11 protein-coding genes are annotated in these 14051 nt (G+C 40.6%); 4 read left to right on the top strand and 7 right to left on the bottom strand.

The annotated features are described in order from the left end of the window. From J8Z25_RS02435 to J8Z25_RS02415, 5 genes are all read right to left on the bottom strand, one after another. The gene (locus J8Z25_RS02435) at positions 1-2052 is read right to left on the bottom strand and encodes an integrase (protein WP_250661616.1); all 2052 of its coding nucleotides are present in this window, start codon (positions 2050-2052) and stop codon (positions 1-3) included. Continuing rightward, entirely contained in the window at positions 2045-3631 is a 1587-nt protein-coding gene (locus J8Z25_RS02430; protein WP_250661615.1) for a site-specific integrase, read from the bottom strand. The genes J8Z25_RS02435 and J8Z25_RS02430 overlap by 8 nt, the downstream gene beginning before the upstream one ends. Next, positions 3628-4947: a site-specific integrase gene (locus J8Z25_RS02425; RefSeq protein ID WP_250661614.1), complete on the bottom strand. Its 1320-nt coding sequence runs from the start codon at positions 4945-4947 to the stop codon at positions 3628-3630. The genes J8Z25_RS02430 and J8Z25_RS02425 overlap by 4 nt, the downstream gene beginning before the upstream one ends. A 155-nt stretch (positions 4948-5102) precedes the next feature. Next, positions 5103-5750, bottom strand: coding sequence for a single-stranded DNA-binding protein (gene ssb / locus J8Z25_RS02420; protein ID WP_250661613.1), 648 nt, complete (start codon positions 5748-5750; stop codon positions 5103-5105). 20 nt (positions 5751-5770) lie between these two features. Next, on the bottom strand, positions 5771-7138 hold the full coding sequence (locus J8Z25_RS02415) for an MFS transporter (protein ID WP_130049780.1): 1368 nt from the start codon (positions 7136-7138) through the stop codon (positions 5771-5773). Between the two features lie 163 nt (positions 7139-7301). Between J8Z25_RS02415 and uvrA the strand changes: the two genes are divergently transcribed. Beyond that, a complete protein-coding gene (gene uvrA, locus J8Z25_RS02410; protein ID WP_250661612.1) occupies positions 7302-10121 on the top strand; it encodes an excinuclease ABC subunit UvrA in 2820 nt (939 codons plus the stop codon). Between the two features lie 12 nt (positions 10122-10133). Next, positions 10134-11192 carry a hypothetical protein gene (locus tag J8Z25_RS02405; RefSeq protein ID WP_167658716.1) on the top strand — a complete coding sequence of 353 codons (1059 nt, stop codon included), beginning with the start codon at positions 10134-10136 and terminating at the stop codon, positions 11190-11192. 14 nt (positions 11193-11206) lie between these two features. Here the strand turns inward: J8Z25_RS02405 and J8Z25_RS02400 are convergent, their stop codons facing one another. Continuing rightward, a complete protein-coding gene (locus J8Z25_RS02400; RefSeq protein ID WP_130049783.1) occupies positions 11207-11452 on the bottom strand; it encodes a hypothetical protein in 246 nt (81 codons plus the stop codon). 278 nt (positions 11453-11730) lie between these two features. Between J8Z25_RS02400 and J8Z25_RS02395 the strand changes: the two genes are divergently transcribed. Further along, entirely contained in the window at positions 11731-11922 is a 192-nt protein-coding gene (locus tag J8Z25_RS02395) for a hypothetical protein (RefSeq protein WP_130049784.1), read from the top strand. Between the two features lie 55 nt (positions 11923-11977). Further along, a complete protein-coding gene (locus tag J8Z25_RS02390; RefSeq protein WP_250661611.1) occupies positions 11978-12871 on the top strand; it encodes a TraB/GumN family protein in 894 nt (297 codons plus the stop codon). A 127-nt stretch (positions 12872-12998) separates the two neighbouring features. Here the strand turns inward: J8Z25_RS02390 and trpS are convergent, their stop codons facing one another. Continuing rightward, entirely contained in the window at positions 12999-14003 is a 1005-nt protein-coding gene (gene trpS, locus J8Z25_RS02385) for a tryptophan--tRNA ligase (RefSeq protein WP_250661610.1), read from the bottom strand. Between the last annotated feature and the right edge of the window lie 48 nt (positions 14004-14051).

Here is a 14051-nt window from a genome sequence, read left to right as displayed (position 1 = left end):
TTAAAGCTCCATCAGGTTGAATATTTCATCAGAAAAATCTATCTCTTCAGGACTTACTACATCAGTTACCAGCCCTTTCTCCCTCAACATTTCTTTAACAGGAGAGGGGTCATATTCTTCTGGAATTCTAATCGGTGTGCCATCAGCGGTATTCTCGTCTTCCAGCAAGCGGATTTTTGTTCGAATATGAGCTAATCGCCAACCTTGATTAGTTACCCAACGATCTGAACCAAAAGTGCCCATTTCATGATCAAGTAAAGCTTTATCAAGTTGCTGCTGTATCTCATTCTCTCTCTTTTTGAGTAAGACTAAAGAGTCACTGAAGCCTTTGATACAGACCAGCTCTTTACAAGTTTCACAATCACCGTTTCGCTGACAAGGTGACATTGCATAATCATGCTCACAAACACCAAGCTCAGTTACAATGGCAGCTCCATCCAAATCTTTGCCTATATCCTGAAAAGTCACAGGAATACGATTTTTTATTTTGTCTAAAACATTGGCATCTTCTGGCAGCATTAAGGCCGCAACTTCTTCTGCCTTTTCATCTTCTGTGCGGTGATCATATTTTTTGTTATCGTCAACTTTTGCTCTACCTGCCCAGTGAGCCAATGTCAGTGCATCCATTCCACCACTTTCCGCCATAGTGCTAAGCCAATGCCTAGCTTTATGAGTAGATAAGTCAATGTTCTCCCCACTTTTCAAACTAAATCCATACTTGACCCAAAGACTACGTTCACCTCTCGCCCCTCCCTGAATAAAACGATCATTAATCTGATTTACATTTGGAATCCAAAATGAAAACCCCCTAGGACTAAAATCTGCATGAAACTCATTATCTCGATGTAACAACAATGCTTCAGAAACTTTTACATGTTTGTTTTTATCCGAGTAAGGCCAGTTCGGGAACTTTTTGATGTACTTCCTGTACTCATGCCCCCCTAACACCCGGTAACTAATGCTACCACCGTTGTCTTCCAAGAGTTTTTCTAGCCATTTTGTACGTGGGTTCTCAAGCTGTTTATAGTTTGTAGAAAGTGCCGCATTAAGTTGCTCAATTGACAAAGGCTTGTCTATTGAAAAGCCCTCAGGTGTGATACATCCGTCATGGATCATAAATTCTTCAGGGTGTTCTTCTGCAAATTTAGCCGCTCTTCGTGCAGGCTCACCAATACGTTTAAGTCGCTCCACAGCATCAACTACTACATCTTGCATTTGGGTTGGAACCCATTTAACTCCCGCCTTTCCTTTTTTAGCAGGAACCCATTGCAGTCCAAGTTTCAAATCTCCTGCACGATCTTCTTCCCAAACAAGACAGTCAGTAGAAAGCGTTGTCGTTTCTGATGCTCTAGATGGGGCAACCATGAGTAGCGCATAAACGGCAGTGAAATACTCAACTTCCAGACCTAGAGTTGGTGCTTTGTTGAAAAGCTCTGCAATTAGCAACATTTCTTCACTAGTGGGTAATTTTTCTGAACGGTACTCCTTACCTTTTTCATCAACGGTTATAGTTAAATCTTTAATTTTTTGATAGGGATTGTTCCATTCAGGTAGATTAGGGGCAATTAAATTTTCACGGCAAAAATTCAATATCAACTCCATTTGATAACCAGATTTATTTCTTGCTGTAGAATCTGACAATTGCCGATGAAACACTTCATCCAATCGTCCCAGTACTGTGCCATCAAGCATCAAAATATCAGCTTTTCCTGTAGCTAAAATCAAGGCTTCTTCAAGTACACGTAGTGCTTCCATGTGACGTTGTAAATTAGAAACTGGCTTATCTGTATAGGTATGCTTGATGTATGCTTTTGCAAAATCTATAAATGGTGCAGCTAAAGGTTCGTACTGGTAAGAATTAGATGGCTTCAAATTCGTTGAAAAACGGGCAACCACCTTTCTTGTTCCCTTAACTGTGTCCCATTTGTTTTCATGCCATTTATCTATTCCAAATACAGTTAAGTGTGTTCTGCAATTAGAAATAAATTTACTCAGATTTTGCTCAGCATTGAGTGTTGCTTTCGCTTTAAAACGGATTACATTATCAGCCATTAGTCGTGTCTCCTTGCTTTTGCTTCATTTCGGCACAAGCTTGCACTACCCATTCAACAGCCAATATTAAAGTGTCTTTAGTTGAAGCATATTGCTCACTCTTTGTCGCTTTGAGGCGAGTTTCTTTTTCAGCGTATAGGCTTTCTAAGAATTTTTCATGAGGCCCATCCAATAAAGGTCTAAACTTTTCACAAAGATAACAAGCTTCATAACCTTTAACACAAAAGTCATTAGTACCACATGCACCTACAGCTTCATTATCATTATTCGGTATACGAGCAGATGGGTCATCGCCTCGCTCACCATCATCTAAATTTACAATGATCTCGCCTTTAAATGCTTTAGCAAATGGCGCTAGCTGCTTTCCTACGGCCTTATCAATATAAGTTACCGTATCCGCTGTGTTCTCTGTATAAACTTTAACGTTTTGGGTGTCAGACTGATCAAGAGCTTCAGCAATAATTAATGCACCTACCCCTTTTCGACCAAGGTTAGTACCACGAGTGCGCCTAAAACGCCTTGCGGATAATTGAATAATTTCGCCAGTTCTCTCACTTACAGCTCGATTCAGGACATTGGCCTGTCTAATAAAGCCACCTATTAATTGGCTTGATGAAAGGTGGAATAGGTCTGTCGTTAAAAGCTGTTCTAACGCATCATTCGACAAATTATGATTTACCATCTCCCGAACTTTACTCCAGTCAATAAAAACTGGAACTAACACCTTTTGCTTATCATTCAACTCAATATTAAATATTTCACCTAACTTATTACTTTCACTTTCCGCTAAATTTAACAGCGTAAGATATAGCTCCTCTGTTATTGCCAATTTTTTAAATACTTCTCTAAAACCCACACCTCTTTGTTTTGCTCTTGGGATATTGAGGTAATAATTAGTCGTTTTTGTTTTAGAACAAGGTTCTTTAATAAGATCTACAATTTTTAATTGACGCAACTGTACACTTCTTCGAGCTGTGGCTTGCAAAGTAACCAAATAGCTATAACACGCTAATGAGATTTGATCTTCTGAAAACATTCTAATAAGTTCATTGGCAACGGCTATCTGCTCATGCTGAGTTAATGCACCTGTATATGGGCAACGATTTGCAATAGCTATTCCTTTTTGATTTCCCGAAAGGGTCATACCCTCTAGTACTTTAACAACTTCGCTACTAATTCCCTTGTAGCCATAGTCATACCAACTGATTAAGAAACCTCTAAGAGCGCCCAAATACCACTCATGCTCATTATCTAGCATCGCACGCCAATTTCTAATTACGTATTCATCAATTGTTTTACATCTTGTATCCCGCACCATACGTTGAAAACGCATATACATATTTAGGGTGTGTGAAGCTGATGCTTCTTCAGCATATCTTGCTAATGACTCCCGAAATCCATTTTGCGTAATAGGATCAAGCTCCAGTACATCTGCTTGAAAACGAATCACAACATCTTTATTCAAGTGCCATTTATTTGAATTAATATCGAAGCTATATCCATCTTTAGATACTTTACTTGAAGTACCTTTTAAAACGATGCCCTTTTTTTGTGAAACAATTGCTGCACTGTTATTCATTTACCGCTCCTAGCTTCCGCTGCTTTCATGTTCAATTCTTCTTGTTCATTCAAGTTAACCTCATTCGCTTTTTTTGTTATGTGGCGTTTATTATAAGTATCGCCAGACTTTTCACTTGAATGCCCCATTTGCTGCATTCTCATTTTCGCTTCTTTACCACTATCGATAAATTCGAAGCCCTCAACTCCCGCTGCCGCCAACTTATTATTTGCATCAATTTTTTGAGAGAAGCCTTCGTTCCAATCGTGACGAAAATAGTGTGGGTGTATATCTGAAAATTTTTCGTCCACAGATTTCATTGCTGGCACTATCGTATTATCAAATGTAGAACCAGATAGCGGTTGTCCTTGAGTGTCACCTTTTCGGTGAGCGACAAAGAGGTAAGAATGCTTTTTCGTGTTTGGTGTCTGCTTGCGGTATTGTAAAATATACTTATCCAATAGCTCCGCTGTAGTGTCCCTTATCTTTAATTTCCGCTCTTTCGTTTTCGCAACTCTTTGCTTTTTCTTTGGATAATGAACATCATCATGAGTCCTTCTTACCCAAAATGATTTTCCGCTACCATGCACCGTGATATCTTCTAATTTCAGAGATAGTAGCTCTCCGGCCCTAATTCCGTGTTTTTCCATTAAATGAAACATGAGATGATTTCTAAACCGTATCACCTCGTTCTTAAAAGGGTTTTGAGGATTGTCATAATGTGCAACAGCGATAAATTCTCTAACTAGCTCCTCAGGTAACGTTTTACTTTCTGTATTATCAAGAACATTTTGGCCTTTTCCTTTAGGTCGAGCCGCCCTGAATTGCTTAGTCATTTTCTTAATTTTTGCATACAGTATCGAAGAAGCTTGTTCTTTTACCGCCAAGTTCGCTAAAAAATCTAAATACTCAATAACAGAGGTCATTCGGTTGTAATGGTGGTTACGACCAACAGAAGGAATAACATCAACTAAAGTTGGACGTTCAGCTAAATTGATGACTTTATTCCGGCTGCTATTTTTTCTTGAAGTACTTATTTTAAGTTGTCTGATATCAATGGCTAGGTGAGACTTAATACTTTGAATATCATCTGTATCTAAAAATTTACCTTGCTGAAATTCTGAATATAAGTCTCTTTGATTTTCAACTTGCCACTGAAGGAACCATTTCACATGTTCGAGTTTATTAGATATGGTGTTAAATTGTTTACCATTAGATCGCAGTTTAGTTGTTGTCCATAATGTTATGTGAAAGTGTGGCATATCATCGCTACCCATCAAAATTGGGTAACGCTCACCATTTCCAAACACCAAAGTATCAACACTGTAATCAATCATCTTTTTTTACACTTTCAAACTTACGTTAACCTAACTATAGTATAAAATTCAAAAGATAAAAGTGTAAAAAATAAAAAACCCAGCTTTCACACTGGGTTTGATTTGATATTTCATTAAAAAGCGATTTATATTTACACTTTTAGATTATACGTTTCCTAGAACGGGATATCGTCATCAAAGTCGATTGGTGGTTCCATTGGATTTGATGCGCCACCTTGTGGTGCATTTTGAGGCTTAGGAGCAAAACCACCTTGTTGAGGTGCGCTGCTTTGCTGCTGACCATAACCGCCACCATATTGGTTATTGCTTTGTTGTTGTGGTGCAGATTGCTGTTGCGGACGCTGTTGCTGCTGTGCTGGCGCAGACTGTTGCTGTGGAGCATAACTATTATTGCTTTGTGATTGCTGAGCACCACCGCCGTATCCGCCACCTTGATAGCCACCACCTTGTTGCTCACCACGGCCGCCTAACATTTGCATTTGACCGCCCATGTCTACCACGATTTCTGTGGTGTATTTTTCTTGGCCTGATTGATCAGTCCATTTACGGGTTTGTAAACGACCTTCAATGTACACTTGTGAACCTTTGCGAAGATACTCACCAGCAACTTCTGCTAGTTTGCCAAATAACACGACACGGTGCCATTCAGTACGCTCTTGCATTTGCCCTGTGTTTTTATCTTTCCAGCTATCTGTCGTAGCAATGCTGATATTCGCTACGCCATTGCCATTAGGCATATAACGTACTTCTGGATCTTGGCCTAAATTACCAACCAAGATAACTTTGTTCACACCGCGTGCCATGGAACTTCTCCTATAAAACGTTAGATTAAACCAGCCACTTTGCGTGCTTGGTCTAGGTCAAATTCTTTATCATTAATCTTTAAATAGCTGCGATTTTCATCACAGACGACCGTTGCTTCAATTACGCCCGGTAAAGCAACAAGACGAGAAGCAAGCGCTTGTGCCTGCTGCTCTGAACTTAATTCAGTCATTAAGCTAATTATTTTACTTCTTGGTGGGACTTGCATATTCCAAGCAAGGATAAGCCATATTACCCCAACAAGTGCCGCCGCCGCAAACACTGCTTGCGCACTTAATGCTTGAGCAACGTAACCTCCTAATAAACCACCTAAAAAGGCACCAAAAAACTGCGTAGATGAAAATACCCCCATCGCAGAACCTTTCTGGTTTGCAGGGGCAATACGCGACACAAGTGCAGGCATGGTTGCCTCTAAAAAGTTAAAAGCAATAAAATAAACCAGCATACAAATGCCAATGCCAATCACCGAATCAACCCATAACGACATCGCTAACATACTTAAAACAAGTAGCGCGATTGAGCCAATAAAGGCTTGTTTTTCTTTTTCTTTACGAATCGCCACAATCATCATCGGTGCCATCAGGAAAAACGCTAAAAACAGCACTGGGATATATAAGTACCAATGGTGATCTGCAATTAAACCATCTTTTATAAGCTGCCCTGGTAAGGCTACAAATACGGTAGTTAATGTAAGGTGAAGTAGCATTACACCGAAATCAAGGCGCGCTAATTGTGGGTGTTTAATGAGTTGTTTAATGTCATCAACTGTCGCTAGCGTATCACCTCTTGGTGCCTTACTAACAGCATTTGGCACTAAAAATAACACGATTAAAATACCTAAAATGGCAAGTCCAGCAGTAAGCCAAAATACCCCAGCGACTCCCCAAGATGCAGCGACAATTGGCCCAAGTAACATGGCGACTGCAAAGCTCATACCGATACACATACCGATTACAGCCATCACTTTCGGGCGTTGTTCATCACGGCTTAAATCAGAAGCTAGCGCTAATAACGCACTGGCAATTGCCCCCATCCCCTGTAGTGCGCGCCCTAGCGTAACCATTTGCACAGACTCAGCCGTTGCCGCTATCACAGAGCCAAGAGCAAACACACAAAGGCCACCTATAATGACTTTTTTACGGCCAATTTTATCTGACAACCAACCCATTGGGATTTGCAAGACAGCTTGTGTTAAACCATAAGCACCAATAGCAAAGCCAATCCAAAGCGGTGAAAACCCTTCCAACTGCTGACCATAAATCGCCAACACTGGCATCAGCATAAATAGGCCAAGCATACGGAATGCAAATACGCTCGCCAACGAAACGGCTGCGCGTTTTTCTCGAGAGTTGAGTGAAGATGCTGTCATGAATTACTGATCTTGCTGTCTATTTAAAATTTGAGCGTGGATTCTACCACAAGCGAAAACTAAATAATCACCTGTAAGTGATGATTTTTTCTTTGATCAAGGATTAATCTTATCGCGTATTATGAGATACTGAAAAAATAATTAGGTAATAAAACGAGATAGCATGGAAAACATTGAAGTCCGAGGCGCCCGTACGCACAATTTAAAAGACATCAGCCTAACCATTCCCCGTGATAAGCTGATAGTTATCACTGGCCTATCTGGTTCAGGGAAATCGTCTTTAGCGTTTGATACTTTGTATGCAGAAGGGCAACGTCGTTATGTTGAATCACTGTCAGCGTATGCAAGACAGTTTTTATCGCTAATGGAAAAACCCGATGTGGATCACATTGAAGGTTTATCGCCTGCTATCTCTATTGAGCAGAAATCAACGTCGCATAACCCGCGTTCAACGGTTGGTACTATCACCGAGATTTACGATTACCTACGTTTATTATTTGCCCGTGTAGGTGAGCCACGCTGCCCTACTCACGACTTACCTCTTGCAGCACAAACCATCAGCCAAATGGTTGATACTGTTTTAGCCCTACCTGAAGGCAGTAAGCTAATGCTGTTAGCGCCGGTCGTCAAAGATCGCAAAGGTGAGCATGTTAAGTTGCTTGAACAACTAGCAAGCCAAGGCTTTATTCGCGCTCGTATCGATGGCGAAGTATGTGACTTATCTGATCCACCTACCCTTGAGCTTCATAAAAAGCACACCATCGAAGTGGTCGTTGACCGCTTTAAAGTAAAAGATGGCCAACAACAGCGTTTAGCTGAATCATTCGAAACCGCCCTTGAGCTGTCGAGTGGTATTGCCCATGTAGCGGCAATGGACGACTCACTTAGCGAAGACATGCTGTTTTCAGCTAACTTTGCCTGCCCTACTTGTGGCTATGCCATGAGTGAGCTTGAGCCTCGTTTATTCTCGTTTAATAATCCAGCAGGTGCGTGTCAAAGTTGCGATGGTTTAGGTGTACGCCAGTACTTTGATCCAAACCGTGTTGTGCAAAATCCAGAGCTAAGCTTATCTGGCGGTGCAATTAAAGGCTGGGACAAACGCAGCTTTTATTACTTTCAAATGCTGCAAGCAGTCGCAGAGCATTATAAGTTTGACCTAGAAGTGCCTTTCCAAGAACTTAGTAAAGATGCGCAAAAAGTTATTCTTGAAGGCTCTGGCAAAACCAAAATTGCCTTTAACTACCGTAACGACCGTGGTGATTTAATTACTCGTAACCATGAGTTTGAAGGCGTTTTGAATAATATGAATCGCCGCTACCGTGAAACCGAATCAAACTCGGTTCGCGAAGAGCTCGCTAAATACCAAACAAGCCAAGCGTGCCCGAGCTGTCATGGCTCTCGATTACGTGAAGAAGCTCGCCACGTATTTATTGGCCAAACAAACCTATCAGCCATCACCACTATGAGCATTGGTGAAAGCATGGCATTTTTTGATGGTTTGAATTTAACTGGTCAACGCGCACAAATTGCCGATAAAATTCTCAAAGAAATTCGCGATCGTTTATCTTTCTTAATTAATGTGGGCCTTAATTATTTATCGCTTGAACGAAGTGCCGACACTCTGTCAGGTGGTGAAGCGCAGCGTATACGTTTAGCAAGCCAAATTGGTGCTGGCCTTGTTGGTGTTATGTACGTATTAGATGAACCATCAATTGGTTTGCACCAGCGCGATAACGATCGCCTGCTAAAAACCCTTATTCACTTACGTGATTTAGGCAATACGGTGATCGTGGTTGAGCATGACGAAGATGCCATTCGCGCTGCGGATCATATTATCGATATTGGCCCAGGTGCGGGTGTTCATGGCGGCCATGTGATTGCACAAGGTACCCATGACGATATTTTAGCGAGCAAAGATTCAATCACAGGTCAGTATCTCTCTGGAGAGAAGAAAATTGAAGTGCCAGCGGCTCGCCATCAAACCAACGACAAATGGCTTGAGCTATTTGGTGCCACAGGTAACAACTTAAAGAACGTTGATTTACGTATTCCATTTGGCTTAATGACCTGTATCACAGGTGTATCAGGCTCAGGTAAATCGACGCTTATCAACGACACTTTATTTAAGCTGGCTCATACAGAGTTAAATGGCGCAACTACCGCAGAGGCGGCACCGTATAAGTCAATCAAGGGTCTAGATCATTTTGATAAAGTCATTGATATTGACCAAAGCCCAATTGGCCGTACTCCGCGCTCAAACCCTGCAACTTACACCGGTATATTTACCGGTATTCGTGAGCTATTTGCAGGTACTCAAGAAGCCCGCTCGCGAGGCTATAAAGTCGGTCGTTTTAGCTTTAACGTTAAAGGTGGTCGCTGTGAGGCTTGTCAAGGCGATGGCGTGATAAAGGTAGAAATGCACTTTTTACCTGATGTGTATGTTCCTTGTGATGTGTGTAAAGGTCAGCGCTACAACCGCGAAACGCTCGAAGTACAATACAAAGGTAAAAACATTCATCAAGTACTCGAAATGACTGTTGAAGATGCCCGTGAATATTTTGATAAAATTCCGGCTATTGCACGTAAACTGCAAACCTTAATGGATGTGGGCTTGTCGTATATTCGCTTAGGTCAAGCTGCAACAACCCTCTCTGGTGGTGAAGCGCAGCGTGTGAAACTGGCTCGTGAGCTTTCAAAACGCGATACCGGCAAAACCTTATATATCCTTGATGAACCAACTACTGGTTTACACTTTGCCGATATTCAGCAATTATTAGTAGTACTTCACCGCTTACGCGATCATGGTAATACCATTGTTGTTATTGAGCATAACCTTGATGTGATCAAAACCGCAGACTGGATTGTCGATTTAGGCCCAGAAGGTGGCTCAGGCGGTGGTGAAATTTTAATTTCAGGTACACCTGAAGATGTCGCCGATTGTGAGCGCTCACACACCGGAAGATATTTAAAACCACTACTTTAAAAAGGAAATTGCGTGCGTAGGTATTTAAAAATTGCAAAATGGCGCGCTAATAAACAGTTTCAACAACAGCAACGTAGCTGGCAGCCGCATAGAACAAGGCTGGTTGAACGATTACAAGCCATTTGGTTTAACTTAAGTACCGCACAAAAGCTTTATCTTTTAGCATTAAGCAGCCTGATTGTTGTGCAATCGGGCTGGTTAAGCGCCTCTATCACAATTGTTGCGTTAGTTATTGAATTTTGGCCCAAGTTTAATCAGCTTTGGCATTCGCTTGCTGGTAAAGCACTGATTTTAATATTCTACGCCAGTGTCGCTAATTTTGTGTTAGCCAGTGCGAGCGGTATTGTAAATGATGTAACACATGTTTCTGCCAGTCATTTTAACTACACGCATAACTTTGCCACCCTCTTGTATTTACCCCCTTGGGCTATGGGCATTAGCTTAGTTACATTGTTGTTATTTCAACTTTTTTTACCTTTTTATATTTTTATTCTTTTGTTGATAAAACCGTTTGGTTCTGAGCGAATTAAGTTTATTAGCCAAAGTTACTCACCGCTGTTAACCGCTATATTGCGTTTTATATTAGCGTCAGTCGTATTTATTAATCTAATTTCGTTTATTGACGACAAGCCAGTTGAAGAAGTGGTAGACGATGTTGTCAGCAGTTTTGCAGATAGCAAAGCTATTGCAGAGGAGACACCTACTGATCAGCAAAAAGCAGTTGAAGAACTCAGTGAAAAAATAGAGCAGCAATTACCAGACAGCAGCAATTCTGTGCCGATTCTAAGGCGAGATGTAGATATTGAAGGTGATAGCGAAACTGCGCAAAACCTACGTCAGTTTTTAGACACTAAGGGTTACTTTGAAAGGAGTAAACGCTTAATTGCTATGTTTGCTTATAGCTTTGAGGCTGATAGCTATTCTCGCTGTTTAAAATCACAGAACAGTAAAACTGTTGAGCTGAATGATTATGAAATTGTGCAAGTAACCCCGGATCACAATGCCGAATACGGCTATCGATTTGAAGTCATTGCGTGTGACTCACCTGGTGTCACTCCAGTAGCAAAGTAACGCAGCAATCAATACTACTCGCTTGGCTTACTGCGTTTTTCTCTGATGAAATGAAATACCGAAAGCCCAATAAAGCCAAAGCAAACTAAGGCGATTACTAAGTTGGGTATAAAAATAAGCAGCATGCTTGCGTCATAGCCGACCTTTGCGAAGGCTGCGCAAAGGCTACCAATAATAAGTTCAGTTAAAATTAGCTCCCATTCTAATGAGCTATTCGCAGCCACAGTTTTAGCCGCATAATGTTTTACTTTAAAGCCCATACCAAAACCTACTAGTTCCTATTTTAATACACCTACACTAGCATCAAAATGCACAGACTCAAAAATAATAGACAATAAAACCTTATTTAACCCCGTAAGGATTAGACATAAAACATTGAAATTAAAAAGATTAACTTTTTAGAACCTTATAAATAAATCGCTTAGATGTAGATAAGCGACACTCACTATTTTCCTCGCTATTGTAGTTTCCATCAACGGGCTACCAACCAATTTTGCTTCGCTGATAAAACTAACCAACCAATTAAAGGAATTAAATTATGACCAGCTCAGTTTTAAAAATGATGTCACTTCTAACAGTAACGGTAATTGTTTTTACATCACCAAACACCTTATTAAATAGTCAAAATGCCCAAAAGCTAAATCAGCAATTAGAGACCTCTATCGAGGCTTCTATTGAACAAATGAACAATAAAATTGATCACCAAATTGAGCAACAGCTCAATAAGTAATATCTAGCTTGTCCAATATACTGGGCAAGCTTCATCTAATTAACAGGCTTAAGTAATGAAAACACTGACTCGACACTTACTCATCTCATCGATTGCAGTATCAGGCTTATTAATATGTGAATTTAGTATTGCTAAAAGTGCTGTTTGGCTGGTAAGTAAAGGTGATAAATATATTTACATTGCTGGCTCAATTCATGTTTTGCCTCCGAAAGAGATACCATTACCTGCTGAGTTTAATCAGGCTTATCATCTGGCAGATACCTTAGTACTTGAAGCTAATATGCCAGCACCAAGCAATAGCTCGGCACAACTGACAATGCTCAAAGCTCTCAGCTACCCAGCGGGTGAAACCTTAAGTGGCAAGCTGACAGCACACGTGAAGCAACGATTAGAAAAGCAACTAAACCGCTATGACATGCAACTCAGCGAATTCGATAGCTTTCGCCCGTTTATGGTGGGTTTGTTGATGATGTCGTTGGAGCTGAAAAAGCAATCGCTTTTGGGTGAAGGTGTCGATAGCTACCTTACTAAATTAGCTAAAAAAGATAGCAAAAAATTAGCCTACCTTGAAAGCTTAGCTTATCAATTACATCTATTTAAGGAATTAGGCAGCCAAAACGAAAATGCCTTTATTGAATCACAGTTAACGCAAATTTCTCGCTATCAGCATGATTATATTGCCATGCTCGCTGCATGGCGAAACGGCAATATGCGGGCAATGAATGAGCTTATCATCATGCCATTGAAAGAACATGATCCCCACACTTATCAAATACTCATAAAGCAACGCAATTTGAATTGGCTTAATCATATTGAGCATTATTTAACTGATCAGCAAAAAGAGCTGGTAGTCGTTGGCGTAGCTCACTTGGCCGGAGAAGATAGCCTATTAGCCTTGTTAAAAAATAAAGGTTATGAAATTAAGCAGTTGAATACAGATGAGGAATAAGAAAATGGAAAAAACCGACAAAACCGCCGCAGCACTTATCTGTTTGTTTACTGTTTTAATTGTGCTTAGCTTTTAATAAAAAATACCGCTTAAAAGCGGTATTTTTATATGTGACTTAAGTAATAGCTTACGGACGCGGGATAAAACCAACAGCGTCATATACTGCTTTTAATGTTTTTTCAGCGCGAATACTCGCCTTTTCAGCACCTGATTTCATAATACTATCAAGCAGTGACTGATCTTCGCGAATTTCTTTAAAACGTGTCTGGATCGGCTCAATCATACTAACAACAGCTGCTGCTGTGTCTTTTTTCAGGTGACCATACATTTTATCTTCGTACTCAGGTACTAAGTCTTCAATTGAGCGCTTAGTAGCCACAGATAATAAAGTTAGTAAGTTAGATACACCTGGCTTTTCTTCACGATCAAAGTAGATACGTACTTGTTCGTCTGAATCGGTTACTGCTTTTTTCAGTTTCTTTTCAATCTTCTTCGGCTCATCTAATAACATAATGTAACCGTTTGGATTTTCATCAGACTTAGACATTTTCTTAAGCGGATCTTGTAAGCTCATTACACGTGCGCCAAACTCAGGAATGTACGGCTCAGGCAGTTTGAACACATCACCGTATAGGTTGTTAAAACGTGTTGCGATATCACGAGTTAACTCAAGGTGTTGCTTTTGATCTTCACCTACTGGTACTTGATCTGCTTGGTATAACAAAATATCAGCAGCTTGCAGTACAGGGTAAGAGAATAATCCCACGTTTACGTTATTAGCATGCTTAGATGATTTATCTTTAAACTGCGTCATACGATTAAGCTCACCCATTTGAGCATAACAGTTTAATACCCAGCTTAGCTGTGCATGTTCTGGCACTTGAGACTGTACGAATAACGCAGCTTTCTCTGGGTCGATACCGCATGCAGCATATAGCGCAATACCGTCAAGTACGCGCGAGCGTAGTTGCTCTGGATCTTGGCGAACCGTAATGGCGTGCAAATCTACTAACATAAAGAAACTTTCGTGGTCTTCCTGTAGCTTAAGCCACTGGTTAATAGCGCCAACATAGTTGCCTATTGTCATACCACCGGTTGGCTGAATGCCACTTAACACTACTGGTTTACTCATGATGTTCCTTTATATTTTTACTAAACTAAAAAGACGAATTTAAAATGC

The sequence above is a fragment of the Pseudoalteromonas sp. SCSIO 43101 genome, from assembly GCF_023650775.1.
Lineage (GTDB): Bacteria > Pseudomonadota > Gammaproteobacteria > Enterobacterales > Alteromonadaceae > Pseudoalteromonas > Pseudoalteromonas apostichopi.
The sequence above is the reverse complement of the archived record's forward strand: the minus strand, read 5'-3'. Positions and strand labels throughout refer to the sequence as shown.

Excerpts from the sequence above, each read along its gene's own strand:
- J8Z25_RS02395 (WP_130049784.1), top strand. The coding sequence starts at position 11,731 with ATGACCAGCTCAGTTTTAAAAATGATGTCACTTCTAACAGTAACGGTA.
- J8Z25_RS02430 (WP_250661615.1), bottom strand. The coding sequence starts at position 3,631 with ATGAATAACAGTGCAGCAATTGTTTCACAAAAAAAGGGCATCGTTTTA.
- J8Z25_RS02425 (WP_250661614.1), bottom strand. The coding sequence starts at position 4,947 with ATGATTGATTACAGTGTTGATACTTTGGTGTTTGGAAATGGTGAGCGT.
- ssb (WP_250661613.1), bottom strand. The coding sequence starts at position 5,750 with ATGGCACGCGGTGTGAACAAAGTTATCTTGGTTGGTAATTTAGGCCAA.
- J8Z25_RS02435 (WP_250661616.1), bottom strand. The coding sequence starts at position 2,052 with ATGGCTGATAATGTAATCCGTTTTAAAGCGAAAGCAACACTCAATGCT.
- uvrA (WP_250661612.1), top strand. The coding sequence starts at position 7,302 with ATGGAAAACATTGAAGTCCGAGGCGCCCGTACGCACAATTTAAAAGAC.
- J8Z25_RS02390 (WP_250661611.1), top strand. The coding sequence starts at position 11,978 with ATGAAAACACTGACTCGACACTTACTCATCTCATCGATTGCAGTATCA.
- J8Z25_RS02415 (WP_130049780.1), bottom strand. The coding sequence starts at position 7,138 with ATGACAGCATCTTCACTCAACTCTCGAGAAAAACGCGCAGCCGTTTCG.
- J8Z25_RS02400 (WP_130049783.1), bottom strand. The coding sequence starts at position 11,452 with ATGGGCTTTAAAGTAAAACATTATGCGGCTAAAACTGTGGCTGCGAAT.
- trpS (WP_250661610.1), bottom strand. The coding sequence starts at position 14,003 with ATGAGTAAACCAGTAGTGTTAAGTGGCATTCAGCCAACCGGTGGTATG.